This is a genomic window from Streptomyces geranii (assembly GCF_002954775.1).
In the GTDB taxonomy this organism is placed as follows: Bacteria; Actinomycetota; Actinomycetes; order Streptomycetales; family Streptomycetaceae; genus Streptomyces; species Streptomyces geranii.
Genome location: NZ_PJME01000022.1, coordinates 41,449 through 66,944, shown reverse-complemented (window position 1 = coordinate 66,944; position 25,496 = coordinate 41,449). Strand labels below are relative to the sequence as shown.

Here is a 25,496-nt window from a genome sequence, read left to right as displayed (position 1 = left end):
AGTGGACCGGCGGACGGGGGCTCGGAGGACACGGCCGGCCGGGCCCCGACGCCCAGATGGGGATCGTACGGCCGTGCTGTCGGTGGACTCCTGTCAGTGCTTGCGGGCCAGATCCCTCGTGTCGTCCGCGCTGTCGGCGTCCTCGTGGCCCGCCGGGGCGGTGGCCGTCCGGGCCTCCAGGGCGTGGCGGAGTTTCTCGCCCTCGACGTCCACGTCGGGCATGATCCGGTCGAGCCAGCCGGGCAGGGCCCAGGCGCGGCGGCCCAGCAGGGTCATCACCGCCGGGACGATGGTCATCCGGACCACGAACGCGTCGAAGAGGACGGCCGAGGCGAGGCCCAGGCCGATCGACTTGACCAGCGCGGTGTCGTCCAGGAGGAACCCGGCGAAGACGGAGATCATGATGATCGCCGCTGCCGTGACCACCCGGCCGCCGTGCTTGAAGCCCGCGACGATCGCGTCCGTCGGCTCGGCCCCGTGGACGTACTCCTCGCGCATACGGGTGACGAGGAAGACCTCGTAGTCCATGGCCAGGCCGAACACGACGCCGATCAGCAGGATGGGCAGCACGCTGACGATCGGCTGGGTCTGGTCGACGCCGAAGACGTCCTTCAGCCAGCCCCACTGGAAGACCGCCACCAGCACACCGAGGGTCGCCACCACGCTCAGCAGGAAGCCGAGGGCCGCCTTCAGCGGGACCAGGATCGAGCGGAACACCAGGAGAAGCAGGATCAGTGCCAGGCCGACCACGATCGCCAGGTACGGGATCATCGCCTCGGCCAGCTTGGTGGAGACGTCGATGTTGACGGCGGTCGTGCCGGTGACCATCAGATCGGCGCCGGTGTCCTTGTGCAGGGCCTCGCTGTGGTCGCGGATGTCGGCGACCAGGTCCTTCGTGGCCTCACTGGTCGGCGAGCTCTTCGGGATCGCGGCGATCAGCGCCACGTCGCCGGCCTCGTTGAAGGCGGCCGGACGGACGGCGGCCACGTCGGACAGCTCGCTGATCGTGGCGTAGGCGTTCTCGGCCGCCGCCTTCGGGTCGTCGCTGCCGCGGGCGTCGACGACCACCGTCAGCGGGCCGTTGAAGCCCGGGCCGAAGCCCTTGCTCAGGGTGTCGTAGGCGACGCGCTGGGTGGAGCCGGGGGAGGCCATGCTGTCGTCGGGCAGGGTCAGGCGCAGCGACATCGCCGGGATGGCCAGCAGGCCCAGGCCCAGCACCGACACGACGAGCATCTTGACCGGGTTGCGGGTCACGAACCGGCCCCAGCGCACGCCCATCGCCTCGCGCTCGCCGCGCTCCTCGGCCCGGTGGCGCTCGCTGGTGAGCTTGCCCTTCATGATCCGCATCCCGGCGAAGCCCAGGACGGCGGGCAGCAGGGTCAGCGCGATGACGACGGCCACGGCGACCGCGAAGGCGGCGGCCAGGCCCATCGTGGTGAGCATCTTGATGCCGATGACGCTCAGCCCGGCCAGCGCGATGACCACGGTCAGCCCGGCGAACACGACCGCCGACCCGGCGGTGCCCAGGGCCCGCCCGGCGGCCTCCTCCGGCTCGTGCCCGTCCCTGATCTCGCTGCGGTAGCGGGAGACGATGAACAGGGCGTAGTCGATCGCCACCGCCAGACCCAGCATCAGCGCCAGGGTCGAGGAGGCCGAGGCCATGTCGAAGAACGCGGTCGACACGGTGATGCACAGGATCGCCACGCCCACCCCGAACAGCGCGGTCAGCAGCGGCAGCCCGGCGGCGATCATCGAACCGAAGGTGATGACCAGCGCCACGGCGGCGACCGCGAGCCCGATCAGCTCGGCGGCCTTGCTGGCGGCCTTCTCCTGTACGGCGCTGCCGCCCAGGCTCACCGTCAGCCCGGCCTGCTCGCCCTTCGCGGCGACCGCGTCCAGCGCGCCGGACGCGGCCTCGGTGATGTCGGCCTTGGGCACCTTGTAGGTGACCTGGGTGTACGCGATCGTGCCGTCCTTGCTGACCAGGCCGTTGGCGAAGGGCTCGGTGACGCTCGCGACCTGCGGCGCCTTCTGGAGGGCGGCGACGAGGGCGGCGATCTCGGCCTTGTTGGCGGCGGAGGTCAGCTTCTGCCCGCCGGGCGCCTCGAAGACGACCCGCGCGGTGGCACCGGCGGCGGAGGCCTGCGGGAACTCCTTGCCGAGCAGGTCGATCGCCTGCTGGGACTGGGTGCCGGGCAGGGTGAAGTCGTCCGTCGTCTTGCCGGACACGCTGGCGGCACCTATACCAACGGCGGCGAGGACGACGATCCAGAACATCAGGAAGAGCCGTCGGCGCCGGAAGGCGAGCCGGCCCAGCCGGTAGAGGAACGTGGCCACGGAAGTACTCCCAGCAGGAGGTGGACCCAGGAGCTGGATCACTGGAGGGCGGGGCCTGATCGACCCTGCGCTCACGCTAGGAGTGCTTTTCCGTCGTTCTCCGGCACCGGGGGATCGAATCCCGCGGGCGGGTAGTACCTGGGTACTACTGCGGCTCGTCCTGGGGTTCGGCGGCCTCCGCGTCGGTGGCCGCCGTGCCGGCCGCCATGGTGGTCTGTACGGAGGCTGCCGCCGTGGCCCGCTGCGCCGTCTCCAGGGCGTGCAGCCGCCGCTTGATGTCCCGCAGCTCGGTGAGGAGGGTGTCGGGACGGTTGATCCTGGTCATGGCGTGCTCCTGGTCATGAGGTGCTTTCCGGTCATGGGGTGCTTCCGGTTCCTGGTGTGACGGTCAGCTGGACCTGTTCCTCGCCCGCGTCGTTGCCCGGCGTGACCTCGATGCCCGTGATCCGTACGTCGAACTGGACGCCCTCGGGGAAGAAGACGTCCTTGATGACGACGGTGGCGTCGTCGCCGACCTGGTAGGACCCGAGTACGGGTTCGAGGTCGGCCCGTACCGTCAGCTCGGGCAGCACGACCGGCGCCGAGACGCTGGCCAGCGCCGAGCGGGCCTGGGAGGCCAGCAGGACGGGGTCGGTGAGGTGGACGTAGGAGACCTCGGTCTCGGTCAGGGGGCGCCCGGTGCTCCGGTCCTCGGCGACCCTGACCAGCTGACTCGTCTCGCCCTGCTCACCCAGCGCGAAGACCCGGCTCGCGGTGGAGGCGCCGTCGGCCGGCCAGGTGTAGCCGGTCAGATTGGCGCCGTACTCCCACACGTGCGGGGTGCCCTGCTGGCCGAGCCGGGGCGTGCCGACGCGCAGTCTGCGCACGGGGCGGCCGTCGGGGCCGTACGTCATGTCGAGCAGGAAGTCGGGGCCGCCCTCCAGGCTGGCCAGCTCGCGCAGCGCCTCGCCGGTGCTCTTCAGGCTGCTGCCCGGGTAGGCGAGGGTGAGGGGAGTGCCGGAGAGGGTGGTGGTCTCCGGGCGGACCCGGATGTCGCCGCCGGGGTGGGCCTGGGCGACGGCGACGAGGGCACGGACGATGTCCGACTGGTCGCGGTCGGTGAAAGCGACGGAGACGGCGCCCAGATCGGTGGTGGTGGCCGGGTCGAAGTCGGCGGGCAGGACCCGGCGGTGGTCGAAGTACGAGAGGAAACCGGCCGCCGAGATCTCCAGGTGCTGGTCCGCGGACGTGTACTTGACCGTCCACACGACCCCGCCCCAGACCAGCACGCCGTCCCGCTCGACGTAGAGGGCGGCGCGTCCGGGCTCGGTGAGTTCGCGCGGGTGATGGACCGTCACCCTCCGGTCGCCCAGCGGGAGTCGGCCCCGGAACTCGCCGGCCTCGTTCAACTCGGTGCTGAACGTGACGTCGTACAAAGGGAGTTCGTCGGTGATCGCGCCGGTGGAGAGGTCGGCGGTGTAGTAGGTGTAGCGGGTCGGTCGCAGGGCCATCAGCCCACCAGCCAGGAGGTGCTGAGGTAGATCAGCTGCTTGGCCGGGAGCGGCGAGTCCTGGGGGTACAGCGCCACACCGCCGTCGGGGTCGAGGAGCAGTTCGAGGCCGCGGGTCGTGCCGCCGATCACCGTGTACCAGTGGTGCCGCATCGCCGGGCGGAAGCCGGCCGGGACGGTGATGAGCGGGGTGCCCTGGGCCGTCAGCGCGAGCGCGCTCGTGAGGGCGCCGCGCAGATGGACGGTGGCGCCGACCCGGCGGATCGCCGGTGTCTCGCCGTTGTACACCGACCAGTTGGCGAGAAGGGCGAGATTGATCCAGCCGGTGTCCTCGTTGACGGCCCGCCAGCCCGCAGTGCTGTCGTACCGCTCCAGGTGGTTGGTGTCCCAGCGGTGGATGTACATGCCGGTGTACGGGTACGTGGGCCGGCCGCCCTCGCCCCACACCCGGAGGATGCCACCGGCGGCCGTCGTCCAGGGGCGCAGGTCGTCGATGTTGGCGTTGGCGATGGTCGTCGCGCTCTTGGGGACCTTGATCCGGGCGAGCAGAAGGTGGTCGCCGGTCACCGTGGGGTCGACGGGGGTGGCGGCCTCCGTGCCCTTGACGAGTTCGACCGTCATCCCGGCGGTGGCGTCGCCGTACTGGGTGTCGCGCTGCCTGGCGACTATCAGGTCCTGACGCGGGTTGAGCGTGCTGGCGGGGTAAGTGCCGAGCACGTCGATGGTCTTCGACTGGTCGAGCGTGACGAGATAGGCGCCGGTCGCGGTGGACCTCGTCCCCTGGATCACGCCCTGGAAGGGGGCGACCGTCACCTTCCCGGAGACGGTGGCCGTGGCCTGCACCCGGCCGGGGTCGCCGGTGGCCGGCTTGATGCCGCTGCGGGCCTGCACCGGGCCGGCGCCGGGGGCGGCGAACACCCCGGTGGCGAGCCGGGCGTCCTCCGCGTCGATGACACCGCCGGAGATCCAGGCGGAGTCACGTTCCGGTGTGGGCGTGCTCATGGTGATGCCTCTTCTCGAAGGGATGTCACGTGTTCTCGAAGGGATGTCACGTGACGGGGAACGCCACCACGCGCAGGCCGGTATAGGTGGCGGAGACGGTGGGCACGGTCGCGGTGCCGGTCGTGATGCCGCCGCCCCGGCCGATGTACTGCGTCAGCTGCAGGGACGCCGACGACGCGGGAACCGGCAGGTGGCAGGTCGTGACGGTGGTGATGAGCCTGGTGGGACCGCCGTGGAAGGTGCCGACGGAGATCACACCATCCGGTACACGGACCACGTGGTCCCACCGCTCGTCGCTGCCCGAGCAGGACACCATCACCTGCCCGGTGATGAAGAGCAGCCGGGGGTAGGGCGCAGCCGGGACGGTCACCTGGTTGAAGGTGAAGTTGGCGGCGCCCGCCGTGCCGCTCTGCGGCCAGCCCGTGTCCGCGGGGCCGAAGAACTGCACCGAGCCCGTGACCGCGGGCCGCCAGGCGCTGCCGGTGCGCACGAGGTCGAGCCCGGTTTCGAGGTCGTACAGGCGCTGCCCCGAGTAGCCGTCGGCCGGGAGGTTCTCGTGGGTCTGCAGGGGGAGCACTCCGCCGGCGGCGACGGTGGACACCCGCAGGTCCTTGATGTCGGCCTGGGTGATCGCCCCCGCGTTCGCCCGGACGGTGATCGAGGCGAGCGGGATGAGGTCGCCGGTCACCGTGGGCGGGACCGGGGTCACCGCGGGCGCCCCGGCGACCACCCGGACGAGCATGCCGTCGCTCTCGTCGCCGTACTGCCGGTCGGTCTGCTGGGCCACGATCAGGGCGATGCGCGGGTTGGACGAGTTCGCCGGGGCCTGGCTCAGGACGTCGAGGCTCTTCTTCTGGGCCAGCGTGATGAGATATGCGCCCGCCGCGGTGTTCCGGGTGCCCTGGACGACGCCCTGGAACGGCTGTACGGACACATAGCGGGACGGGGTCTCGGTCGCTTCGACGTTGCCGGGGTTGCCGGGGCCGGGCTTGATGCCGGTACGGGCGGCGATCGGGTTGCCGGGGTTCGCGGAGGCGGCGGCGAGCACGCCGGTGGCGAGGCGGGCGTCCTCGGCGTCCACGACGCTGCCGGAGAGCCATCCGGAGTCGCGTTCGAATTCAGCAGCCATGCGGAGAGGTCCTTCTGTCGCTGGTCGTCGTAACTCCCGCTGACGGGAGCGCGGTTGGTCGAGTACGCGGGTACGGCCTCGGCCTCAGAGCCAGGCGTCGCGCCACTCGGCGGTCAGCCGGGCGGCCGGGGCGTAGTCGCGGGCGCGGAACAGCACGGGCGTCGCCCCCGGCTTGAGCGGGAACCAGTCCGAGCCCGGCAGCAGTGTCGAGCGGCGGGACGCGGTGCCCTGGAGCAGGACCGAGCGGGCGTCGGTGTCGATGACCAGGAACTCCCCTTCCTGGAGGGTGAGTTCGAAGGCGAGTTCCTCACCGGTGGCGGTGTTGGTGATCACCGGCTGGACGCACGGTCCCGCTATCCGCCAGACCGGCCAGGTCGGGGCGGTGCCCTTGTTGTCCAGGAGCAGCCGCCCGCCGGAGGAACCGCTGCCGAAGTCCAGCGGGAAGGAGAGCGGGAAGACGACCCCGCCGCTGGAGGAGGGCAGTGGGCAGGTGCTCGCGTTCAGGCCGTTCGAGTAGCGCAGCGGGTCCGGCGCGGTCATCGTCAGGGAGAACTCGAAGACGCCCGCCTTCCGGTCGGCGACCTTCGACTCGGCGCTGAGCCGGACCAGGGCCCGGCGGGTGCGGTGCGGTTCGGTGACGACCAGGGGGGACAGGGCGCCGCCGTCGGCCAGTACGGCGGCCAGCCGGTCCTTGGCGGACTCCTTCGCCGCCCGGTCGGGGGCGATGGCGGTGCCTTCGAGGGTGATGACACGCGGGCCCCGGTAGGAGGGGGCGTCGAAGGCGCCGTGCCGTTCGGGGCGGTCGGTGAGGGTGAGCCGGACCGGCGGGGAGGAGGCCCAGCCCTGCTCGCTGGTGACCCACCACTCGACGCCCGCGTCGTCGACGGTGTTCCCGGCCCAGCCGTCGACCTCGAACACCGGCTGCTGGAGCTGCCGCCCGCTCATCGCTTGGCCGCCCAGGCGAGTTCGCGGGCGGTGATCCGGCCGATCTCGTACTCCGACTGCCCGGGCCTGGGGTGCACGTTGACGGTCACGGCACCGGCCCCGGCGCCCGCACCGGTACGGGCCGCCGCCTTGGCGACGGCTCCGGCGAGGCCGTAACCGGGGCCGATGACCCCGCGCGCGGTGGCGGTGGCGAGCCGTCCGGCGGCGCCCGCGACCCGGTTGCCCGCGCCTTCCATACCGAGGGCGAGACCCTCACCGACGTTGTCGCCGAAGCCCATCATCACCTTGGAGGGGGAGGAGATGCCGAGGATGCTGCGGATGGGGCCCGGGATGTTGTTGATGATGAAGTTCTTCACGGTGTCGAGAAGGGCCGAGGCCTTGTTCCTGATGCCGTTGATGAGCCCCATGATGAGATCGCCGCCCATGCTTCTGAGCTTGTCGGGCAGTTCGGCGAAGAAGCCCGCGATCTTCCCGGGAACGCCCTTCAGGAAGTCGACGGCCGAGTTCCACTTGTCGACGATCCAGTCCCGGACCGCGGCGACCGCCTCCTTGATCCGGTCCCAGTTCCGGACGATCGCGAGGACGGCGATCCCGACGGGCCCGGTGAGGATGGCGACCAGCAACGGCCAGTTCGCCTTCAGCCAGTTGATCACGTTCTTGCCCGCGTCGATCAGCCAGTTGATGGCCGCCGACGCGCCTTTCATGACCGTACCCACCACCTGCCCGATGACCTTGAACGCGGCCTGCATGACCGCCTGCACGGTCTTGGACTGCATGGCCATGTCGATGAGCTTGGTGATGAGCGGCATGATGAGGGCGAGGATCGCGCCCAGGATGTTGGCCTTCATGGCGGTGTTCAGGCCGCGTTGGGCGGTGGTCGCGCCCCGCAGTCCCTGACTGAACCGGTTGAAGAACCCACCACCGGTGGCGGCACTGCGCCCGGCGCGCTGGACGTCGGCGGAGGCGCGGGTGGCGGCGGTCCGCATCTGGTTGAGGCCGCCGCTCGCCTGGGCGGCCGACGTACGCAGCCGACTGGTGGCGGTGCTCGCCTGCGTCGCGGCGGCCCTGAGCTGGTTGACCGAACCGGTGGTACCGGTCACCGCGGTACGCATCCGGCTGACGGCACCGCCGGTACTGCTCGCCGCGGTTCTCATCTGGTTCAGCGCCCGGCTGACCGATACGAGTGACGTCTGCATGGTGGGTTGGCTCCGTCTGTGTCGCCGGCTGTGGCTTGCGGGGTACTACCGAAGGGACCGGTTGAGATCGTTGACGTCGTTGCGCAGCCCCTGGATCGCCCGGCCGGCGCCCCTGGCACGGCCCTCCAGCTCACGGACCCGCTGCAGGCCCGCCCGGACCTGCCGGTCCAGCACACCGACCTGACGGAGGGCGGTATTGGCCTTGCGGTCGGCAGCGTTCGCCTTGATCCGTACGGATCTGCTGCGCTGGTCGGCGGCCCGGGCGACGCCGGCGGTTCTGCCCAGTTGGGTTCGCAGGGAGGTGATCTGGCCGTGCAGGCGCACCTCGCTCTGCTGCGCCGCACTGCGGATACTCGCCATGCCGGTGCGCGTGTTCCGCTGGGCGCTGTCGATCCGTCGGTTGAGGGAGGCGAACCGGCTGTTGGAGCTCCTGTCGTACTGCTCCAGGTTCCTGAACCGGTTGTCGGTCCGCTGGTCCCGTTGCGCCTGCTCCCGGTCCTCCCTCCGCTGCTTGAGGGCCTCGGACAGGGTCCACTCGTGCTTGAAGAGGCCGTACTCGAACTGGGCGCCGAAGACGCTCGCGTGGGCGCCGGTGGCCTCGGCCTTGAGACCGGTCGCCTCGGCCTTGGCGACCACCGCCTCGGCCTTCGCGATGGCCCACTCGGCCTTGAGGCGCTCCTCCTTGACCCACTGGTTGATCTGCGACATCACCGCCTCCTTGAACGCGGTGATGTCGCCTCGCACGTCGGCCACGTGCCCCCTCCTCGTCTTCCTTCGCTCAGGGCGTGCTGAGGAACGCCACGATGTCGGCCGGACTGGCGCCGGGCGCTTCCCCGCCCCCGACCCGTACCGCCTCGGCCCCGGCGGGCTGGTCCTCCCGGCCCGGCCGCGGCAGCGGCTCCGGATAGGGCGCCGGGTCGGTGTCCTCGTCGCGGTTGACCGTGGCGAACATCCAGTTGGCGACCGCCAGTTGGTCGACCACGGCCGCCAACAGGTGGTCCGTCACCGACCAGTCCGCCTGTTCGCCGTGCACCGCCCGGGCGAACGACGAGTCCGCCGGGAGGTGTTCGGTCAGGACGCGCAGACGGCGGGAGGACAGGGTGCCCCGGTGCCAGTCGAGGAGGTCGATCCCGTAATGGCGGAGCAGGTCCGCCTCCAGGGCCTCGGCGTGCTCGTCGACCAGCGCGCCGAGGCTCAGCCTTCCCCCAGCGTCATGCCCGTCTCGTTGCCGTACGCCTCCAGGATCGCGGAGACGTCCTGGACGCTGATGTCGTACTTGGCGAACCGCTCGAACTGCTCGGCGCCAAGCAGCAGCGCGAGCAGCCCGTCGATGTCGTTGTCCTCCAGCGTCGCGATCTGCTTGGCGATGCTGCGCGGGAACTCGGTGGGCAGCCGGAACACATCCGTGTCCACCTCGAACTCCCAGTCCTTACCGAGCGTTTCGAGGCGCTGGGCACGGGCGGCGTTGACATTGAAACGGGGCATGGTGGTGTTCGTGCTCCTTGTACGGGTGCTGCCGGTGACCGGCGGGAATCGGTGGCTCAGACCGGGCTGAAGCTCGGGTCCTTCATCAGGAACACGGCCAGCGGGGCCTCGTCCGCCGCCGCGAGCGCCGTGAACGTCACGCCCAGCTTGACCGGGGCCGTGCGGACGAGGGAGATCTCCTCTGTCTCGGTCACCTGCCCCCGGGCGACGATCAGCCGGTACTTGACCTCGTTGCCGTCGACGAACTCCAGGCCCAGCATGCGCTCGTCGAACCGGGGCTCGGACGCCAGCTCGTACTTGTAGAGGCCCGACCCGGTCGCCGTCTCCTTCACCTGGCCGCCCCCGAAGAAGAACGGCAGCGTGGCCTCGTTGAGCTGCAGGAGCTGGAACTTGAAGCTGAGGTCGCGGTCGGAGTAGACGAACCGGGCCGCGCTGACGCTCTGCCAGGTGTCGACGGGGTCGAGCTTGTCCTTCTTGGAGATCTTGACCCCGTCGGTGGTGGTGTAGCCGAGGTCGCTCCAGCCGGCGCCCCACGCCGCGCTGGTGTCGGCGGGCGGTGCGGTGGCGAGCGGGGCGATGAGGACGCGGCCACTGCCCGCGACCCGGATCTCCTTGGCGTTCGTTCCGGCCATCACTGCTCCTTGGTGGGAGATGAACACGACGTACGTGGGACATGCGAGAGACGTGCTTGAGGTGGGGGTGACGCGGTGGTGCCGTGACGCGGTCCGCCGGTCAGGCCGGGCGGACCACCAGCCGGGTGGTCGACACGTAGCGGCTGGCGGTGGCGTGCCGGTAGTCGGGCAGCCAGCGCGGGCCGTCCTCCTCGACGACGTCGACGACGGTCGCCGCGCCGTACACCGCTCCCCGGAGCTGGAGCATCAGCGCGCGGGCCACGAGGGAGACGGTGTGCGCGGCGGGCTTGTCCGGCCCGTACACCTCAAGGTCGACCAGCGGGTTGTCGAGCCGGGGGTCCTCGGCCCATGCTCCGCCGACCCGGGAGACGAGCACGGCACGCTGCGTACCGTCGAAGCCGGCGGGCGGCTGGACGTCCACGACGACACCGGCCAACTCGCCGCGGTCCTTGAGGAGATCGACGACCAGCCGTTCCACATCGGGGAAGTTGATGTACGGCTCGCTCATCGCCCGGACTCCGGCTCCGCTTCCGGTTCGGGCTCTCGCTCCGCCTCCGGCGTGTCCTCCACCGGCCGGGCCAGGACTCCGACGATCTCGCGCGCGGTCTGGTCGTCCGTCTCCACGATGTCGCCGGGCTCATGCCCGTTCCACCAATAGGTCAGCAGGATTCTCGGCACAGCGGTTCCCCCGGTAGTTCGGCTGCACGGAACTGTATGGAGCCGCACGGTCACGGGCCCCCGCCCGAGCGGCGCCGTCACGGCTGATGGAATATCAACTTCCGCCGTTTCCAGTGGAGTTGGTGTCTCCAGAGCCCCAAATCTAATGCGACCCACAAGTGTGATGTGAGTCAACCTGTGTTTCGAACAGGTAACGATGGGGCTGATGAGGCGTCCATTATCACGGCGTGGCCCGGAGTTGGAAGTTTTTACCGACGCGTAACTTCCACGTTGTACTACTCGCCCGTAACTTGACGAGTGAACAGCATCCTCGTGATCCGGATCACAGGGCGTAGAGCCGTCGTAACTCCCTTGAGCCGCAAGGAGATCACTCGATGCTGCCCTGGAACCGCGTCCTCAGACCCGTCGCCGCCCTGCTGCTGGCCGCCGCCGCGACCCTCGTGCCCGCCGCCACCGCGCGAGCCGAAGCCGCCGTCACGTCGAGCAGCGGCTGGAACGACTACTCCTGCAAGCCCTCCGCCGCCCATCCCCGCCCCGTCGTCCTCGTGCACGGCACCTTCGCCAACGGCATCGACAACTGGCTCACCCTCGCGCCGTATCTGAAGAACCGCGGCTACTGCGTCTTCTCGCTCGACTACGGCCAACTGCCCGGCGTCCCCCTCTTCTACGGCCTCGGCCCCATCGACGAGTCGGCCGAGCAGCTCGACGCCTTCGTGGACAAGGTGCTCGCCGCGACCGGCGCCACCGAGACCGACCTTGTCGGCCACTCCCAGGGCGGCCTCATGCCCCGCTACTACCTCAAGTACCTCGGCGGCGCCGCCGAGGTGCACACCTTCGTCGGGATCGCGCCCAGCAACCACGGCACCACCCTGAACGGCCTCACCAACCTGCTGGCGTACTTCCCCGGCGCCGCCGACCTGCTCTCCACGGCCACCCCGGCCCTCGCCGACCAGGTCGCCGGGTCCGCCTTCCTCACCAGGCTCAACGCGGGCGGCGACACCGTCCCCGGTGTCCACTACACGGTCATCGCCACCAAGTACGACGAGGTCGTCACCCCGTACCGCAGCCAGTTCCTGAGCGGGTCCGACGTGCACAACGTCCTGATCCAGGACCTGTGCCCGCTGGACCTCTCCGAGCACGCCGCCCTCGGACTGCTAGACCGGATCGCGTTCCACGAGGTCACGAACGCCCTCGATCCGGCGCACGCCACCGCCACCACCTGCCTGTCGGCGGTCGGCTGAGCCGGCCGGGCATCCTCCGCCGGGACCTGGTCGGCCTGAGCCGCCGCCCAGGCCCCGGCGAGATCAGTGCCGGCGCCGGCGGACCGACAGCGACAGGGCGGCGGCGCCCATGGCCAGCGCGCCCGCGCCGGCCATCGCGAGGTACGGGGTGCCGGCGGAGCCGCCGGTCTCGGCGAGGTTCACGGCGGCGCCGGCCGGTGTCGGCCGGGTGACCGGCTCGGTCGTTCCCGTACTCGGCTCCGCCGAGTGGCCCGCGTGGTCGACCGTCGACTCGTCGGCACCGGCCTCGATCTGCTCCTCGGAGGGCGTGGAGGGTGCGGAGGGCGTGGAGGGTTCAGCGGACGCGGAGGGCGTGGGGGCGGAGCTGCCGGGTGCCGTTCCCGCGCCCGAGCCCGCGCCGAACGTCACGTCCGAGCACGAGTAGAACGCCTCCGGGCTGTCCGAGCGCTGCCAGATCGCGTACAGGAGGTGTCTGCCGGAACGTTGCGGCAGGGTGCCGGAGAACGTGTAGAAGCCGCCCGTCGCCACCGGGTCAACGGCGGTGGCGACCGGGTGTTCGAAGTCCAGGTCGGACCAGGACAGGGGCCCCGACGGGTCGTAGCCCGGCTTGGTGAGGTACACCACGAAGGTGCCCTTGTGCGGGGCGGTCACGCGGTACCTGAAGGTGTACGAGCCGCCCCGCACACCGGTCGCGGGCCAGTCGGCGCGGGGCAGGTCGAGGCCCTTGAACTCGGCGTTGCCCGCGCTGCACAGCTTCCCGTCCGGGATCAGCGCCTGGTGCCGCCCGCCCGCCTCGCCGATCCGGATGCCGTTCCAGTCGTACAGCGCCTGCGTACCGCCCGCCGCGACCGCCGCCCGGCACGCGGCCGACCGCGGGCTCTCCGGGCCCTCCGCGTAGCACTGGGCGACTCTGCTGACCGGGTCGCCCATCGAGCCGTGCGCGGACGCGGGCGTCGCGGGCAGGGCCAGCGGGGCGAGACCGAGGCCGGCCACGGCGGTGATCACGGCGGCCGTGCGGCGGCAGCGGCTTGCGGACATGCGGGATCTCCTCGGAACGGTCCTCGGTGGGGGCGATCAGCAAACTAGCCCGAGGGAACCGCGAAATCGCCTGCTGGAGGCGGGTGGAGGGGATCCTTATGGTCGGCTTAAGGAAGGGTTCGGACTGCGCTCAGGTAGCGGGCGCGGAGAGGGTGACCTCAGCCGTCCGGCCACCAGGTGCGCGCGATGTCCTTTCGGACCTCGGGACGCTCGGTGACGCGTTCGTCGACCTCTTCCCGCACCCGGCGGGCGTCCGACTTCTTCAGGGGCTTCTGCACGGTTACGCGGCGCATGGCTGCCTCCTTCGGTCCACCGGGTGCCGCGGTTTCACGGAGATGGACCGTTCCCGGGAGGGTGACTCATCGGCGCCGGTCTGTCAGTGGCGGCCGTCACGATTCGATTGTCAGTGGCGGGTGTCACTCTTGGCCGCATGACGAACACCGACTGGGACGCGGAGGCCGCCACCTTCGACGACGAACCCGACCACGGCCTGCGCGATCCGGCCGTCCGCGAGGCCTGGGCGGCCCGGCTGCGCTCCTGGCTGCCCGACCGCCCCGCCGACGTCCTCGACCTCGGCTGCGGCACCGGCAGCCTGTCGCTCCTCGCCTCCGAACAGGGACACCGCGTCACCGGCGTGGACGCCTCCCGGGCGATGGTCGACCTGGCCAGGGGCAAGCTCGCCGGCCGCGCCGCCGTGTTCCTCGTCGGCGACGCGGCGGCACCTCCGGTGGGGGAGGAGCGCTTCGACGTTGTGCTCGTACGACACGTCCTGTGGACCCTGCCCGACCCCGCGCGCGTGCTGCGGCACTGGCAGGGGCTGCTCAGGGCGGGCGGACGGCTGGTGCTGGTCGAGGGCGTGTGGGGCACGGTCACCCCGGCCGGCATACCCGCCGACACCCTTACGGGACTGCTCGCGCCCCTGGCCGCCGACGTACGCGTGGAGCGGCTGTCCGGGGACGCGGCGCTGTGGGGGCGTGCGGTGGAGGACGAGCGGTACGCGGTGCTGGCCCGGCTGTAGGAGGGCAGGAGTTTTTTCTGGGTGGGACCTTCAGCCGAGCAGCTTCTCGAAGCCGCCCTCGCGGGCCAGTGACTCCAGCTCGTCGAGGGCCTTCACGGCGGCGGACGCGGCCTGCGGGTCCGACTCCGCCAGACCACTCTCCGCGAACTCGTCCTCGTCCAGCCGTCGTACGTCCGTGCCGTCCGCGGAGCGCCACAGGTCCAGGTCGAGATCCTCGACGACCAGGTCGCTGCCGGTGAGCCTGGCCGGGCGGGCGATGTCGCAGTACCAGCCCTTCAGCACGCCCGACGCGGTCCGGACCTCCTTCACCGAGTACCAGCGGTCCCGCCAGTAGTACTCCGTGAACACGTCACCGGGCTCGAAGCGGACGAAGCCGAAGTCGCGGACTCCGTCCGTGGCCCAGGCGGCGCGTACGGCGAGTCGGGTGCCGTCGTCATGGAGCAGCTCGGCCGGGTAAGTGATCTTTATGCGGCCCGCCTTGACGAGTACGACGTTCAGTGTGGAAGGCGTCGTGGGTGTGGGCTCAGACGAGGTCGCGGACATAGCGCACCTCCGTCGCGCAGATCTCGTAGCCGAACCACTTGTTGATGGCGATCATCGGTCCGTTTCCGGCGTCGTTGCCCGTCAGGGCCTCCGTGTAGCCGGCGGCGCGGGCGCGGTGCAGGGAGTCGTTCTTGGCCAGCTTCGCCAGGCCCCGGCCGCGGAAGTCGCGGGCTGTGCCGGTCATCGCGGTGCCGTAGCGGGTGGCGCCGTCGGTGCGGGCCGCGCTGAAGGCGGCGGGGCGTCCTTCGACCACCGCGACCGAGGTCAGCTCCGGGCTGAACAGGGGGTGCTGCCAGTACTCGCGGAGCCAGGCCTCGTAGTCCGTGAACTCGTAGGAGACATCGCTCGGTTCGTCGGACATCGTCTCCGCGTCCAGCTCGAACAGGGGGCGCGGGTCGGCCGCGTAGTCGGCGCCCGTGCGGAGTTCGACGCCCGGCGGGGGGTCCTGGCGCGGGGGCAGGGTGCCGTTCACCAGGTCCAGACGGAGGAAGTGCGCGTTGCGGCTGGAGCGGTAGCCGCGGTGCTCGGCGAAGGCGCGGTTGCCGGGGGCGTCCAGCACCCACGCGAAGGACTTCGTCACCCCGGCTGCCGCGAGGTGCCGTTCGGCGGTGCGGACGAGGAGCGAACCGGCGCCGCGTCCTGTGCGCTCCGGGTGGACGTACACGTTGACGAAGCCCTGGCCGGGCTCCGGGCTGTCGTGCACGACCGCGGTCTGGGCGGTGCCGAGCACCTCGCCGTCCTCCTCGGCCACGAGGGCCTGGAAGTGGGCGTCGGGGTGGGCGTGCGTGATGCCGTACGCGATGGCCTCCGGCGTGAACAGGACGAAGGGGAGGGCGATACGGCGGACGTGGGCGAAAGCCTCGACGCCGGCGGTGTCGTCGGGGCGTAGGGCTCGGACGGTCACTGTCATGAGCTGGGACGTTACGCGGGGGAGCTGCGCGGGTGCCTCCCATTTTCCGGTGGGTGCGGGAGAATCGCGGGGTGACTTTGAAGATCCGCATCGATGACAGTGCGCCGCCTTACGAGCAGGTGCGGGCGCAGATCTCCGAGCAGGCTCGGGCGGGGGTGTTGCCGGTGGGGTACCGGTTGCCGACCGTGCGGGGGCTTGCGGAGGAGTTGGGGTTGGCGGCGAACACGGTGGCGAAGGCGTATCGGGCGTTGGAGTCGGACGGGGTGATCGAGACGCGGGGGCGTAACGGAACGGTGGTCGCTGCCGCGGGCTCGGCGGCTGATCGTGAGGCTGCGGGTGCTGCGCGGGCTTATGCGGAGCGGGTGCGGAGGCTTGGGCTGGGGGCGGATGCGGCGTTGGCTGCTGTGGAGGATGCCCTGCGGGCGGCTTATCAGGGGTAGTCCGGTCGTTGTTCGGGTGCGGCGCGGTGGGGGCTTGTCGCGCAGTTCCTCGCGCCCCTAAAGGCCTGCGGTTGCCTGGGGGCCCAAAGGTGCGCTCTTCCTCGCGCCCCTAAAAGGGGGCCCAAAGGTGCACGGTTCCCCGCGCCTCTGCAAGCCGTCTGTCCTCTTACAAGTACAGGCCCGCGTCCGCTCCCTCTCTCTGGTCCGGGACCGTTGTCGGGGTGGTGCCCCTGCGTAGGGCGTACAGCTCGGCCAGGGTTGCGCCCTCTCTGCCCAACCCTTCCTCCGTGCCCAGCCAGGTTGTCGCCTCCCGGCGGGTCAGGGGGCCCACCTCGATGCGGGCCAGGCAGCGGCCGGGGCGGACGACCGCCGGGTGGAGGCGTTCCAGGTCCTCGTTGGTCGTGACGCCCACCAGGACGTTGCGGCCCTGGCCCAGCAGGCCGTCCGTCAGGTTCAGGAGGCGGGAGAGGGCCTGGCCCGCCGTGTGCTTCGCCTCGCCTCTGATCAATTCGTCGCAGTCCTCCAGCAACAGGAGGCGCCAGCGGCCCTTGCCCGTGCCGTCGTCCTCGCCGATCGCGATGTCCATCAGGTAGCCGACGTCGGAGAAGAGGCGCTCGGGGTCCAGGACGCAGTCCACCTGGCACCAGTCCCGCCAGGAACGGGCCAGCGTGCGCAGCGCGGACGTCTTGCCGGTGCCGGGCGGGCCGTGGAGCAGCAGGAGGCGGCCCGCGATGTCCTCCGGGGTCGTCTTCATCAGGCCGTCCATCGCGTCGGCCACCGGTGCCGTGTAGTTGGCGCGGACCTCCTCCCACGTACCCGCCGAGATCTGGCGGGTCGTGCGGTGCGGGCCCCGGCGCGGGGAGACGTACCAGAAGCCCATCGTCACGTTCTCCGGCTGCGGTTCGGGCTCGTCCGCCGCGCCGTCCGTCGCCTGGTCGAGGACCTTCGCGGCCAGCTCGGGCGTGGTCGCCGTCACCGTGATGTCGGCGCCGCGGTTCCAGCGGGACACCAGGAGCGTCCAGCCGTCGCCCTCCGCCAGGGTGGCGCTGCGGTCGTCGTCGCGGGCGGCGCGCAGCACCTTGGCGCCCGGCGGGAGAAGGGTCGCCCCGGACCGTACGCGGTCGATGTTCGCCGCGTGCGAGTACGGCTGCTCGCCCGTCGCGAAGCGGCCGAGGAACAGCGCGTCGACGACGTCGGACGGGGAGTCGCTGTCGTCGACGTTGAGCCGGATCGGCAGCGCGTCGTGTGGGTTCGCAGACATACCGCCATGATCCGGCACCCGGGCGCCGTGCGCACCCGGTTTCCGTACCCTGCGGAGGCCTGCCCTCCGGCCGTACCTCGCGGTTACTGTTGCCCTTGATGGGACGTCATGGGTGGAATTCGGGGGCTCGGCGGTGGCAGCTCACCGCCCTGCTCGGTGTGGGGGCCGCCGCACTGGCCCTGATCCTGACCCTGCTCAACACCGTGCCGTCGAACGGCGGCAGCACCGCGGGCACCTCCCGCGACGGCGACAAGGTGCACGGCACGCCGGGCGCCGCCACCCCGGGGTCGTCCGACCCGGCCGTCGGCTGGGGGTTCACGCACACCCAGTTCAGCGCCGACGAGGGTGCGGACGCGGCCGTCGACCGGGTCGAGGGGCTGCTCTCCAAGGACCCCGGAATGCCGCAGAACCAGCACATCATGGGCTGGGGCGCAGGTAACCCCGAGCCGGTCAAGGGGCGTTACGACTTCACGGAGCTGGACCGCCGCATCGACTTCATGCGGGCGTCCGGCGCCACCCCGGTGGTCACCCTGTGCTGTGCGCCGGACTGGATGAAGGGCGGCAGGTCCGGCTCCGACAACACCGACTGGAGCCAGGCCTCGCTGGAGACGGCCCCGACTCCCGCGCACTACAAGGACTACGCCGCCCTCGCCGCGACCGTCGCCAAGCGCTATCCCGATGTCCGCCACTTCGTCGTGTGGAACGAGTTCAAGGGCTTCTGGAACAACTCCGAGGCGCGCTGGGACTACGAGGGCTACACCGAGCTGTACAACCTCGTCTACAAGGCGCTGAAGAAGGTCGACAAGGACATCATGGTCGGCGGGCCGTACCTCGTCATGGACAGCCTCGACCCCCGGCAGAAGCCCGACGCCTCGACGACCTTCAAGGGGCCCTGGGGTGCCATGGACCAGCGGGTCCTCGACGCCTTCGACTACTGGAACGAGCACAAGGCGGGCGCCGACTTCGTGGTTGTCGACGGCTCCAGCTACACCAAGGACGACGAACTCCTCCCCGACGAGTTCGCGGCCACCGACAAGTTCACGGCCGTGGGCGAGTGGGTGCGTGCGCGGGCGCCCGGACTGCCGCTGTGGTGGGCCGAGTACTACGTCGAGCCCGCCGACGGTGACGACAACCGCGACGGGTGGTCCGAGACGCGCCGCGAGGCCGTCCAGGCCGCCGGGTTGATCGCGATGGCCAAGGGGGGCGCCTCCTCCGGCTTCTACTGGAACCCGGAGGAGGAGAAGGGGGCCGGTTGTGCCGGCTGCCTGTGGACCCCCACCTCAAGTGGCAGTGGGGGAGCGGCACTTCCGATGTTCGACCTCGTCTCGCGGTTCGGGGCCGCATTTCCGCCGGGGACGAAGTACGAGACGGTTCCGGTGGCCGCCGATGACGTGCCCAATGTGCGGGTGCTCGCCGACGACAAGGCTGTTCTCGTCGTCAACGTCCTGGACCGGCCGATCGACGCTCAGGTGGACGGGAAGCGGTTCACGATGGGGGCGTACGAGGTGAAGTGGCTCAGCCGCTGAGCCACTTCACCGGCTGAGCCACTCGGCCACCCTCACTTCATCGTCAGGAATCTCTGCACCAGCGACGCCAGCAGCACCGCCAGCAGCGGCAGCGAGAACCAGAAGCTGCTCTGCAGCCACCGGAGTTGCCGCACGCTCGGTCGTACCGCCACCCGTACGGCCTCCCTCGCCGTCAGCAGCAGGATCAGGGCGACGGCCGCCAGGCCGCCCACCACCGACCACGGCGTCCAGGTCACCTGGGGGCCGATCGGGCCGGGGTCGGGCCGCGGCACCTTGCCCTCCGGCTGCTGCCGCAGCGCGTACATCGTCACGTCGGAGTTGACGAACACCTTCTTCAACTCGTCCCGCCCGTCCAGGTTCTGGAGCAGCCGGCCCTCCCACGCCGCCGAGTAGCCCACGTCCAGCTGGAGATAGATCACCTGGCTGCGGTTGACCATCAGATACGAGTTGGGGCCCGCGTCCTTGAGCGCCTTCACCAGCCCCGACACCAGGACCGGGTCGGCCGGAGCCAGCGTCGGTACGTACTGCACCTTCTCCATGTCCTTGGCGCCCCACGGCAGGGCCGGGGTGACGTTGTCGACCAGGTCGTTGCTCAGCCACAGCAGGCGGACCGTCGGATCGTCGTGCGCGTAGACGTAGTTCATCGCGGCGACCTCGCCCGGGCGGGTCCGTTCGAAGGACTCGTTGCCCCAACGGGCCACCAGGAAGCCGCCCATGAGGACCAGGCCCGCCATCAGCGCGGCCAGCGGAGCGAGGCTGATCTTGTCCCGGTCCCGTTCCTTCGCGGTCACCCCGGTGCGCGGGAACAGGGCGAGCCCGGCCAGCAGCGCCGCGCCCGGCAGGGCGAACATGAAGACGCGCAGGGCCATTTCGCCGCCGTACGACTGCATGCCGAAGCCCAGGAACGGGACGAAGGTCAGGACCAGCAGGGAGCGTTCGCGGTACTTGTGGTCGCGGCGGCGCCACCAGCCGTAGCAGGCGAGGGCCATGACCCCGCCGGCCAGCAGGACGCGGGTGTAGAGGACCAGCTTGTGGCTCGAACTGCCGCCCTCGATACGGCCGGAGACGCTCGACGAGACATTGCCGCCGACTCCGCCCATCCCGCCGAACAGTTCGTCGAAGTGCCCCGACCAGTACGGCTCGGCCATGAAGCCGACCCAGACGGCGACGATGACCCCGAACAGGATGGGCAGGCCCCGGAGTTCGGACTTGCCGATCAGGACCAGCATGGCCAGTACGCCCAGCATCACGAACGGGGTCAGCTGGTGGGCCGGGACCGTCGCCGCGAACAGGGCGATCAACACGGCCAGCAGGACAGCCTGTTGGCGGCGGTCCGTCGGTTCGACCTCCGCCTCGCCCGGCCGCATCCTCGCCCACAGCACCCTCGGCGCCCTGAACCACACCAGCAGGATCGCCACGAAGACGAGGTAGAGGAGGTAGGTGAAGCCCTGCGGGGAGAAGTAGTCCTGGCCGACCCAGCCGCTCAGGACGAAGATCCACACCCCGGTCCACTTGGCCCGCCAGCTCGCCCGCAGCGAGCGGGTCAGCAGGAACAGCGGTGCCAGATAGAGGAGTTGCATGGTCAGCGGCCACCAGCGGATGACCTCCGTGAGGTCGTTCACCCCGCAGGCCTTCGCCACGAACGCGGCGCCCGCGAAGAATCCCGGCCAGCTCCAGCGCGCGTCCAGGTCAGGTACGGCGGTCCCGGTGCGGTCGATGTAGTCGAGGAACCCGAGGTGCTGCCAGGCCGTCGCGAAGCGCGGCTCGGCCTCGATCACGGCGGGCAGCGCGTGCAGCGACACGACCGTCGCCAGCAGCGTCAGCGCCAGCAGTGTGCGGTGCTCGCGGTTGCCCCACAGCAGCGACGCGAACACCAGGACCAGCAGACCGGCCCCGATCAGCGTCGGCAGGGGGAGGACGGAGATCAGGCCGAGCCCGCCCATCCGGTCCAGGTCGGCCTCGCCGAGGCGGGACGCGGGCACCCAGTAGAGAAGCAGCGCGGCGATCAGCAGGCAGCCGAGGACCAGTCCGCCGCGCGTGGGTAGCAGGCGCTCGCGCAGGGAGAGCGGGTGTGGTGGCACGGGCGGGTCCTGTGGGGGCTCCTGGGTGCGCAACTCCCGTACGAGGGACGCCTGGGCGGCTCGTACGAGTTCCGCGTCCGCGCCCGCCGGGGTGGCCCGCTGCGGCAACGCCCCCTCCACCGGCTCCCGTTCCTCCACCGGCAGCCCCACCGCCTCCGGTTCCACCTGCTTCAGCGCCCAGGTCGGCCGGTGGTCCGCGCGCGGGACCGGTGTCCCCGTGGGCGGGGTTCCCGGGCCCGGGCGGACGTCGGGACGGCGTTCCTGGTGGTCGAAGTCGAGGTGGACGCCCAGGGCGAGGGTGTCCGAGTCCAGCGAGCGGGCCCAGCCCTGGCCGCGTCCCCGGGAGCCGGCGGTCAGGTCGGCGAGGTCACCGTCCGGTGCCGAACCTTCAGGGACCGCGTCGGCCGGAGCCGCCCGGACCGTCCGGTACAGCTTCGGCGCGGCGATGGCGACGATCACCGCGAGGGACGAGATCTCCGCGACGCCCGCTCCCGTCAGGCCCATCCGGGGGAGCAGCAGCAGCGTCAGACCGAGCACCAGGGCGCACAACAGGCCCTGCATCCAGGCCAGTCCGGCCGTACGGCTCTGCGCGCGCAGCACGGCGAAGTACGTCTCCATGACGACCCGCAGCACCGCGCCGACCGCGAACCAGCGCAGCAGCGGGGTCGCCGCGTCCGCGTAGCCCGAGCCGAAGACGCCAAGGATCCAGGGCGCCCCGAAGAACAGCACCCCGGCGACCGGCAGCATGATCCGGGCCATGCGCCTGAGCGCGGCCCGGGTGTTGGCGGCCAGCCGCGCCGGGTCGTGCGAGCCCTCGACGGTCAGTGAGGCGCCCATGTTGATGGCGAGCAGGTTGACCGTGCCGCCGATGGTCGTGGTGATGTAGAAGTACGCGTTGTCGGCGGAGCTGACCTGCGAGGCGACGATCACCGGCACCAGATAGACCACCGCGAGGGAGAACAGCGAGCCCGTGTAGTCACCGGCCAGGAACCTGCCGACCTCCCTCGGCGTCGGCGGGTTCGCCCCGGCGTGCTCCTCGGTCGCCTCGATGTGCCGGGGCACCAGCCGCCGGAACACCAGCCAGCCCAGCGGCAGCACCGACACGGCGATGGCCGCCACCCACGACACGAACACCCCGCTCATCGGGATCGCCGCCGCGAAGGCCACGAGCAGCCCCAACTTGACCGCGGAGAAAACCGTGTTGCCGACCGGCACCCACAGCGCGCTGCGCAGCCCGGTCAGCACCCCGTCCTGGAGCGTGAGCAGGTTCCACAGCACGACGGCACCGACGAACCCGAGGGCGGTCACCGGCCCGTGCAGGAACCGGTAGGAAGGCCCCCACACGTTCAGCGTCAGCAGGAAGGCCCCGGCGGCCAGCGCCACGATCACCGAACTGCCCGCGTACGTACGGAAGATGAACCGTCCGGTGGCGCGGCCCGCGACCGGGATGAAGCGGGCCAGGGCGCCCGTCAGCGTCACCGCCGTGAGACCCGCGAGGAGCTTCATGGCGGCGATCGCGGCGGAACTCTGGCCCACCGCCGACTCGGAGTAGTAGCGGGCGGCGGCCAGCCAGAAGCCGAGCCCGAGCACGGCGGAGATGCCCGTGTTGAGCATCAGCGCGTAGGCGTTGCGGAACAGCTGGCTGCCGCCGCCCTTGCCCCTGCCCAGTCCGGGCAGCCGCAGCCGCCGCCCCGGGCGCTGTTCCGCCGCCCGGGTCCCGGGTGTCCCGGTGGTCTCGGTCGCGGGTGTGGTCGTCGTGTCAGACACGGGAACTGATGGCCTTCCGGCGGACCTGGCGTGCTCTGCGGACGATGGCGTACCCCTTGGTGAGGGCACGGTCCCGGGCGAAGTCGCGGGCGATCGACCGGCCTTCGGCCAGCCGCGCGAACTCCTCGATACCGGTGGAGCGGCGCACGGTGACCCGCCGCAGGGCGTACGGCCCCTGCTCCCGGCGGGCCAGACCGTTGCCGACGGCCAGCGCCTGGGTGAACCCGGCCGCCCGTACCGCCGCCCGCACCCGGCGGCTGGAGTAGCCGTACGGATAGGCGAACGACACGGGTACGGCGGCCAGTTCACCCGCGACGACCTCACGGCAGCGGGTCAGCTCGAAGCGCAGCGCGTCGTCGTCGAGCCGGTCCAGCTCCGGGTGCGTATGGCTGTGGCCGCCGATCTCGACGCCCCCGTCCGCGAGTTCGCGCACCTGGTCCCAGTCGAGCATGGTGTCGAGGCCGCCGCCGGTGTCGTACGGGCCCCTGAGCCAGCCCGTCGACACGAACAGGGTGGACGGGAAACCGTACTTGGCGAGCACCGGCAGCGCGTGCCGGTGGACGCCCTCGTAGCCGTCGTCGAAGGTGATCAGCAGCGGGCGGTACGGGAGCGGGCGGCCGGAGCGCCAACTCGCCGCCAGGTCGGCCGTGTTGACGGGCGTGAAGCCCCGGTCGGCCAGCAGCGCCAGCTGTTCGGCGAACGCCTCCGGAGCCACCGACAGGGTCCTGGTCGCGTCGTTCGGTTCGGTGGCGACCGAGTGGTACATGAGGATCGGTACGGGCGTGCTCATGCCGTTCCCCCTTCGGCGCTCCGTCCGATCTCCACCACCGTGAACGTGGGCCCGCCCCTGCGGGCCCGGACACTCCCGAGGACGTAGCCGCCCGCCGCCGTCAGCACCCCGGCGACGATCGCGCCCGCCCGGCCCGCGCCGCCCGGGCGGGCCAGCACGGCGTCGCGCAGACCGCGCGCGACCCCGGCGGGCAGCACCCGGGTGGTGTACCTGCGCTCGGACTCAAGTCCCTTGTCCGCGCCGACACTTCGGGCCACCAGCGCCTTCGACAGGCCCTCGGCGTAGGTGCGGGTGCGGAAGTAGCGGAAGTGCTCGCGGATCTCCGGCACCCGGTGGTGGATCACCGCGCGGTCGTCGATCAGCAGGACCGCGTCCGGTCTGGCCCTGGTGAGCCGGATGCACAGCTCCGTCTCCTCGCAGCCCAGCGGGCGCTTGTCGCCGTCGCGTCCGATGCCGGTGGCGAAACCACCGGCCGCGTCGAAGGCCGTACGCCGGAACGAGGCGTTCCCGCCGAGGACGTTGCGGACCTTGACGCGCCCTTCCGGCAGGCCCTTGTACGTGCAGCCCACCACCCAGTCGAACTCCTCGGGGAACCAGGCCGGCCGGCGGCCCGACGCCCAGATCGGCATCGTACGGCCGCCTACGGCCAGCACCCGGGGGTCCGCGTAGCCGTCGGCGAAGTGGCGCAGCCAGTCGCGTTCGGCCACGGCGTCGTCGTCGAGGAAGGCGATGATCTCGCCGTGCGAGGCGGCGATCCCGGTGTTGCGGCCCGCCGACAGGCCGCGCGGGCCCGCGTTGGGCAGCACCCGTACGTCGGCGGTCTCCTTGTACTCCTTGGTCAGCCGGTCCAGGAGCGCCCGGTTGTGGTCCACCACCAGGAGGGTCTCCAGGGCCGGCCGCGACTGCGCCCGCACCGAGGCGACCGCCGCGAGGATGTCCTCCCAGCGGTCCTCGGTGTAGACACAGACGACCACCGAGACGTCGAGCTGGTTCAAGACACCTCTCCCCGGCTCGCGCTGAGCACGCGGGAGTGCGAACGGCCGCGCAGGTCACGCCGGTTGGAGCGCTCCTTCAGGATCACCCGCAGCACCCGCAGCCCGTCGCGCACGGCCCGCAGATTGCTCGCGCCGTGGATGCGCAGGTACTCGTGGCTCGGGATCTCCTGCACCTTGAGACCGGCCTTGACGACCCGGATGTTGATCAGGGTCTCGATCTCGAAGCCGGTGCAGTCGAGGTCGATCTTGTCGAGGCAGTGCCGCCAGAAGGCGTTGTAGCCGTAGCAGAGGTCGGTGTAGCGGGCGCCGAACTTCTTGTTGACGACCGTGCACAGCGCCCAGTTGCCCAGCTTGCGGATGGGCGTCATGTCGTCGGTGCCACCGCCGTTGGCGAAGCGCGAGCCCTTGGCGAAGTCGGCGCCCGAGACGAGCGCGGAGACGTACGACACGATCTCGTTGCCGTCCGCCGAGCCGTCCGCGTCGACCATCACGATGATGTCGCCGCTGCAGGCCTCGAAGCCGGTGATCAGGGCGTCCCCCTTGCCCTTGCCCTGCTGCTCGACGACCTTGACGCCGGGCCACAGCCCGCGCGCCACCTCGACGGTGTCGTCGGTGGAGTTGCCGTCGACCAGGACCACCTCGTGGATCCAGTCGGGCAGGGTCTTGAAGACGTACGGCAGGTTCTCCGCCTCGTTCATGGCGGGGATCACCACACTCACGGGTGGCGTGATCGCCAGGTGTGAGGAGATCGGCCGATACGCGTCGGCCGTTATCGGTCGCAGAACGGAACTCATGAGTCTGGTCCCTCTCGGTCCGGTGGACCGCCCGCCCCTGGGCGGCCCGGTTATGTGTCCGGTTCGAAAGGGGGGTTCTCACTCACGGCACGACGAACTGTCTCTCCGTATCGGTCTGTTGCTGTCTCCGTGCATGCCCGGTGAGCTGGCAAAGCTGGCCGGCCACCCGATCGGGTCTCCGGTCTCGCGGCACGGCTCG

General features: G+C 70.9%; 26 protein-coding genes. 4 read left to right on the top strand and 22 right to left on the bottom strand.

Going from position 1 to position 25,496, the window contains the following annotated elements; all coding sequences use genetic code 11:
* Window positions 1-93 precede the first annotated feature (93 nt).
* The 13 genes from CW359_RS26655 to CW359_RS45940 form a co-directional block, all read right to left on the bottom strand.
* Complete coding sequence (locus tag CW359_RS26655) at window positions 94-2,337, bottom strand: MMPL family transporter (RefSeq protein ID WP_105972679.1); 2,244 nt, start codon at window positions 2,335-2,337, stop codon at window positions 94-96.
* 145 nt (window positions 2,338-2,482) lie between these two features.
* The gene (locus tag CW359_RS26650) at window positions 2,483-2,662 is read right to left on the bottom strand and encodes a hypothetical protein (RefSeq protein ID WP_105972678.1); all 180 of its coding nucleotides are present in this window, start codon (window positions 2,660-2,662) and stop codon (window positions 2,483-2,485) included.
* 31 nt (window positions 2,663-2,693) lie between these two features.
* A complete protein-coding gene (locus CW359_RS26645; protein WP_105972677.1) occupies window positions 2,694-3,827 on the bottom strand; it encodes a hypothetical protein in 1,134 nt (377 codons plus the stop codon).
* The gene (locus tag CW359_RS26640) at window positions 3,827-4,828 is read right to left on the bottom strand and encodes a hypothetical protein (protein ID WP_105972676.1); all 1,002 of its coding nucleotides are present in this window, start codon (window positions 4,826-4,828) and stop codon (window positions 3,827-3,829) included. Before CW359_RS26640 ends, CW359_RS26645 begins: the two co-directional genes overlap by 1 nt.
* Before the next feature lie 46 nt (window positions 4,829-4,874).
* Window positions 4,875-5,957, bottom strand: coding sequence for a hypothetical protein (locus CW359_RS26635; protein WP_105972675.1), 1,083 nt, complete (start codon window positions 5,955-5,957; stop codon window positions 4,875-4,877).
* An 84-nt stretch (window positions 5,958-6,041) separates the two neighbouring features.
* Window positions 6,042-6,902, bottom strand: a complete 861-nt coding sequence (locus tag CW359_RS26630) for a phage distal tail protein (RefSeq protein ID WP_105972674.1) — start codon at window positions 6,900-6,902, stop codon at window positions 6,042-6,044.
* Entirely contained in the window at window positions 6,899-8,098 is a 1,200-nt protein-coding gene (locus CW359_RS26625) for a phage tail protein (protein WP_105972673.1), read from the bottom strand. Before CW359_RS26625 ends, CW359_RS26630 begins: the two co-directional genes overlap by 4 nt.
* A gap of 45 nt (window positions 8,099-8,143) precedes the next feature.
* Window positions 8,144-8,851 carry a hypothetical protein gene (locus tag CW359_RS26620; protein WP_105972672.1) on the bottom strand — a complete coding sequence of 236 codons (708 nt, stop codon included), beginning with the start codon at window positions 8,849-8,851 and terminating at the stop codon, window positions 8,144-8,146.
* A 25-nt stretch (window positions 8,852-8,876) separates the two neighbouring features.
* Window positions 8,877-9,131: a hypothetical protein gene (locus CW359_RS26615; protein WP_408647521.1), complete on the bottom strand. Its 255-nt coding sequence runs from the start codon at window positions 9,129-9,131 to the stop codon at window positions 8,877-8,879.
* 161 nt (window positions 9,132-9,292) lie between these two features.
* A complete protein-coding gene (locus tag CW359_RS26610) occupies window positions 9,293-9,583 on the bottom strand; it encodes a hypothetical protein (protein WP_105972670.1) in 291 nt (96 codons plus the stop codon).
* A gap of 56 nt (window positions 9,584-9,639) precedes the next feature.
* A complete protein-coding gene (locus CW359_RS26605; RefSeq protein WP_105972669.1) occupies window positions 9,640-10,215 on the bottom strand; it encodes a phage tail tube protein in 576 nt (191 codons plus the stop codon).
* Between the two features lie 100 nt (window positions 10,216-10,315).
* Window positions 10,316-10,723, bottom strand: a complete 408-nt coding sequence (locus CW359_RS26600) for a hypothetical protein (protein ID WP_105972668.1) — start codon at window positions 10,721-10,723, stop codon at window positions 10,316-10,318.
* Window positions 10,720-10,893, bottom strand: coding sequence for a hypothetical protein (locus CW359_RS45940; protein WP_198655398.1), 174 nt, complete (start codon window positions 10,891-10,893; stop codon window positions 10,720-10,722). Before CW359_RS45940 ends, CW359_RS26600 begins: the two co-directional genes overlap by 4 nt.
* A gap of 374 nt (window positions 10,894-11,267) precedes the next feature.
* On the opposite strand from CW359_RS45940, the gene CW359_RS26595 reads away from it, so the two are divergent.
* Complete coding sequence (locus CW359_RS26595; RefSeq protein WP_105972667.1) at window positions 11,268-12,134, top strand: esterase/lipase family protein; 867 nt, start codon at window positions 11,268-11,270, stop codon at window positions 12,132-12,134.
* Between the two features lie 63 nt (window positions 12,135-12,197).
* Here the strand turns inward: CW359_RS26595 and CW359_RS26590 are convergent, their stop codons facing one another.
* Both CW359_RS26590 and CW359_RS47165 read right to left on the bottom strand, forming a co-directional pair.
* Window positions 12,198-13,172, bottom strand: coding sequence for a lytic polysaccharide monooxygenase auxiliary activity family 9 protein (locus CW359_RS26590; protein ID WP_105972666.1), 975 nt, complete (start codon window positions 13,170-13,172; stop codon window positions 12,198-12,200).
* A gap of 158 nt (window positions 13,173-13,330) precedes the next feature.
* Entirely contained in the window at window positions 13,331-13,465 is a 135-nt protein-coding gene (locus CW359_RS47165) for a hypothetical protein (protein WP_105972665.1), read from the bottom strand.
* Between the two features lie 137 nt (window positions 13,466-13,602).
* Between CW359_RS47165 and CW359_RS26580 the strand changes: the two genes are divergently transcribed.
* Window positions 13,603-14,190 carry a class I SAM-dependent methyltransferase gene (locus tag CW359_RS26580; RefSeq protein ID WP_105972664.1) on the top strand — a complete coding sequence of 196 codons (588 nt, stop codon included), beginning with the start codon at window positions 13,603-13,605 and terminating at the stop codon, window positions 14,188-14,190.
* 30 nt (window positions 14,191-14,220) lie between these two features.
* Here the strand turns inward: CW359_RS26580 and CW359_RS26575 are convergent, their stop codons facing one another.
* Both CW359_RS26575 and CW359_RS26570 read right to left on the bottom strand, forming a co-directional pair.
* Window positions 14,221-14,733, bottom strand: a complete 513-nt coding sequence (locus CW359_RS26575; RefSeq protein ID WP_105972663.1) for a ribonuclease FAU-1 family protein — start codon at window positions 14,731-14,733, stop codon at window positions 14,221-14,223.
* Entirely contained in the window at window positions 14,714-15,643 is a 930-nt protein-coding gene (locus tag CW359_RS26570; RefSeq protein WP_105972662.1) for a GNAT family N-acetyltransferase, read from the bottom strand. The genes CW359_RS26575 and CW359_RS26570 overlap by 20 nt, the downstream gene beginning before the upstream one ends.
* A gap of 71 nt (window positions 15,644-15,714) precedes the next feature.
* Here CW359_RS26570 and CW359_RS26565 point away from each other — a divergent pair, with 71 nt between their 5' ends.
* Complete coding sequence (locus tag CW359_RS26565) at window positions 15,715-16,083, top strand: GntR family transcriptional regulator (protein ID WP_198655397.1); 369 nt, start codon at window positions 15,715-15,717, stop codon at window positions 16,081-16,083.
* A 166-nt stretch (window positions 16,084-16,249) separates the two neighbouring features.
* Here CW359_RS26565 and CW359_RS26560 read toward each other — a convergent pair whose 3' ends face one another.
* Window positions 16,250-17,344, bottom strand: a complete 1,095-nt coding sequence (locus tag CW359_RS26560; protein WP_105972660.1) for a DUF5925 domain-containing protein — start codon at window positions 17,342-17,344, stop codon at window positions 16,250-16,252.
* Between the two features lie 98 nt (window positions 17,345-17,442).
* Here CW359_RS26560 and CW359_RS26555 point away from each other — a divergent pair, with 98 nt between their 5' ends.
* Complete coding sequence (locus CW359_RS26555; protein ID WP_105972659.1) at window positions 17,443-18,870, top strand: GH39 family glycosyl hydrolase; 1,428 nt, start codon at window positions 17,443-17,445, stop codon at window positions 18,868-18,870.
* Window positions 18,871-18,902: 32 nt separating this feature from the next.
* Here CW359_RS26555 and CW359_RS26550 read toward each other — a convergent pair whose 3' ends face one another.
* The 4 genes from CW359_RS26550 to CW359_RS26535 are packed head-to-tail and all read right to left on the bottom strand — an operon-like array spanning window position 18,903 to window position 25,297.
* Window positions 18,903-22,718, bottom strand: a complete 3,816-nt coding sequence (locus CW359_RS26550; protein WP_105972658.1) for a lipopolysaccharide biosynthesis protein — start codon at window positions 22,716-22,718, stop codon at window positions 18,903-18,905.
* Entirely contained in the window at window positions 22,711-23,508 is a 798-nt protein-coding gene (locus tag CW359_RS26545) for a polysaccharide deacetylase family protein (protein WP_105972657.1), read from the bottom strand. The genes CW359_RS26550 and CW359_RS26545 overlap by 8 nt, the downstream gene beginning before the upstream one ends.
* Window positions 23,505-24,503 (bottom strand): glycosyltransferase family 2 protein, encoded by a 999-nt coding sequence (locus CW359_RS26540; protein WP_105972656.1) that lies wholly within the window; start codon window positions 24,501-24,503, stop codon window positions 23,505-23,507. The genes CW359_RS26545 and CW359_RS26540 overlap by 4 nt, the downstream gene beginning before the upstream one ends.
* Window positions 24,500-25,297 carry a glycosyltransferase family 2 protein gene (locus tag CW359_RS26535; protein WP_105972655.1) on the bottom strand — a complete coding sequence of 266 codons (798 nt, stop codon included), beginning with the start codon at window positions 25,295-25,297 and terminating at the stop codon, window positions 24,500-24,502. The genes CW359_RS26540 and CW359_RS26535 overlap by 4 nt, the downstream gene beginning before the upstream one ends.
* Window positions 25,298-25,496 lie beyond the last annotated feature (199 nt).

Bases quoted from the DNA above. Each gene is read 5' to 3' on its own strand.
- CW359_RS26650 (WP_105972678.1), bottom strand. From the start codon at position 2,662: ATGACCAGGATCAACCGTCCCGACACCCTCCTCACCGAGCTGCGGGAC.
- CW359_RS26645 (WP_105972677.1), bottom strand. From the start codon at position 3,827: ATGGCCCTGCGACCGACCCGCTACACCTACTACACCGCCGACCTCTCC.
- CW359_RS26640 (WP_105972676.1), bottom strand. From the start codon at position 4,828: ATGAGCACGCCCACACCGGAACGTGACTCCGCCTGGATCTCCGGCGGT.
- CW359_RS26635 (WP_105972675.1), bottom strand. From the start codon at position 5,957: ATGGCTGCTGAATTCGAACGCGACTCCGGATGGCTCTCCGGCAGCGTC.
- CW359_RS26630 (WP_105972674.1), bottom strand. From the start codon at position 6,902: ATGAGCGGGCGGCAGCTCCAGCAGCCGGTGTTCGAGGTCGACGGCTGG.
- CW359_RS26625 (WP_105972673.1), bottom strand. From the start codon at position 8,098: ATGCAGACGTCACTCGTATCGGTCAGCCGGGCGCTGAACCAGATGAGA.
- CW359_RS26610 (WP_105972670.1), bottom strand. From the start codon at position 9,583: ATGCCCCGTTTCAATGTCAACGCCGCCCGTGCCCAGCGCCTCGAAACG.
- CW359_RS26605 (WP_105972669.1), bottom strand. From the start codon at position 10,215: ATGGCCGGAACGAACGCCAAGGAGATCCGGGTCGCGGGCAGTGGCCGC.
- CW359_RS26600 (WP_105972668.1), bottom strand. From the start codon at position 10,723: ATGAGCGAGCCGTACATCAACTTCCCCGATGTGGAACGGCTGGTCGTC.
- CW359_RS26595 (WP_105972667.1), top strand. From the start codon at position 11,268: ATGCTGCCCTGGAACCGCGTCCTCAGACCCGTCGCCGCCCTGCTGCTG.
- CW359_RS26590 (WP_105972666.1), bottom strand. From the start codon at position 13,172: ATGTCCGCAAGCCGCTGCCGCCGCACGGCCGCCGTGATCACCGCCGTG.
- CW359_RS47165 (WP_105972665.1), bottom strand. From the start codon at position 13,465: ATGCGCCGCGTAACCGTGCAGAAGCCCCTGAAGAAGTCGGACGCCCGC.
- CW359_RS26580 (WP_105972664.1), top strand. From the start codon at position 13,603: ATGACGAACACCGACTGGGACGCGGAGGCCGCCACCTTCGACGACGAA.
- CW359_RS26575 (WP_105972663.1), bottom strand. From the start codon at position 14,733: ATGTCCGCGACCTCGTCTGAGCCCACACCCACGACGCCTTCCACACTG.
- CW359_RS26570 (WP_105972662.1), bottom strand. From the start codon at position 15,643: ATGACAGTGACCGTCCGAGCCCTACGCCCCGACGACACCGCCGGCGTC.
- CW359_RS26560 (WP_105972660.1), bottom strand. From the start codon at position 17,344: ATGTCTGCGAACCCACACGACGCGCTGCCGATCCGGCTCAACGTCGAC.
- CW359_RS26555 (WP_105972659.1), top strand. From the start codon at position 17,443: ATGGGACGTCATGGGTGGAATTCGGGGGCTCGGCGGTGGCAGCTCACC.
- CW359_RS26545 (WP_105972657.1), bottom strand. From the start codon at position 23,508: ATGAGCACGCCCGTACCGATCCTCATGTACCACTCGGTCGCCACCGAA.
- CW359_RS26535 (WP_105972655.1), bottom strand. From the start codon at position 25,297: ATGAGTTCCGTTCTGCGACCGATAACGGCCGACGCGTATCGGCCGATC.